This is a genomic window from Roseateles sp. P5_B10 (genome assembly GCF_056400485.1).
In genome coordinates this window covers 1-651 of the sequence record NZ_JBFULE010001521.1, presented here as the reverse complement: position 1 = coordinate 651, position 651 = coordinate 1, and the positions used below count along the sequence as shown (strand labels likewise).

Genomic DNA, 651 nt, shown 5'->3' with positions numbered 1-651 from the left:
CGCAAAACCGTCCCCGACAAGGCATTATATGACTCGTATGACCTGATGCTATTGCCTTGTCGGCAAAGGCGCGATTCGCGGATGGGTTCGGAGACGACACGATGACGGAGCAGGCGAGACCTCAGCGGATCACCATCATGTTTGGTGGCCTGAACAAGGAGCGTCTGGTGTCGGTGGCCTCCGCACAGGCGCTGCACAGCGCGCTGCCTCACGCCGAGTTGTGGTTCTGGGATGCCGATGACCGCGTCTACGAGACGTCGGGCACGGCGCTGCTCGCGCATGCGCGGCCGTTCGAGGACCCGTTCAAGCCCGGTGGCAGCAGCATCGGCGTGCTGACGCAGGCGCTCGACAAGGCCAAGGCCGAGAACCGCCTGCTGGTGCTCGGCATGCATGGCGGCGCTGCGGAGAATGGTGAGCTGCAGGTGATGTGCGAAATGCGCGGCATCCCGTTCACCGGGTCCGGTTCGGCATCATCCAATCTGTCTTTCGACAAGGTCGGCGCAAAGCGCTTCGCAGCCATCGCTGGCGTGCCCATCGCGGCGGGTGTCGCATTGAACGACATGGAAGCGGCGCTCGCCGAATACGGCAAGCTGATCGCGAAGCCCGCGCGTGATGGATCGAGCTACGGCCTTATGTTCGTCAATGCGAAGC

The 651-nt window shown here is 63.3% G+C and carries 1 protein-coding gene; it reads left to right on the top strand.

The window, feature by feature from the left end; all coding sequences use genetic code 11:
* Positions 1 to 56: 56 nt before the first annotated feature.
* Positions 57 to 651 (top strand): D-alanine--D-alanine ligase family protein (locus AC1DU6_RS34365; RefSeq protein ID WP_477862944.1); only part of this gene is annotated, 595 nt, incomplete at its 3' end.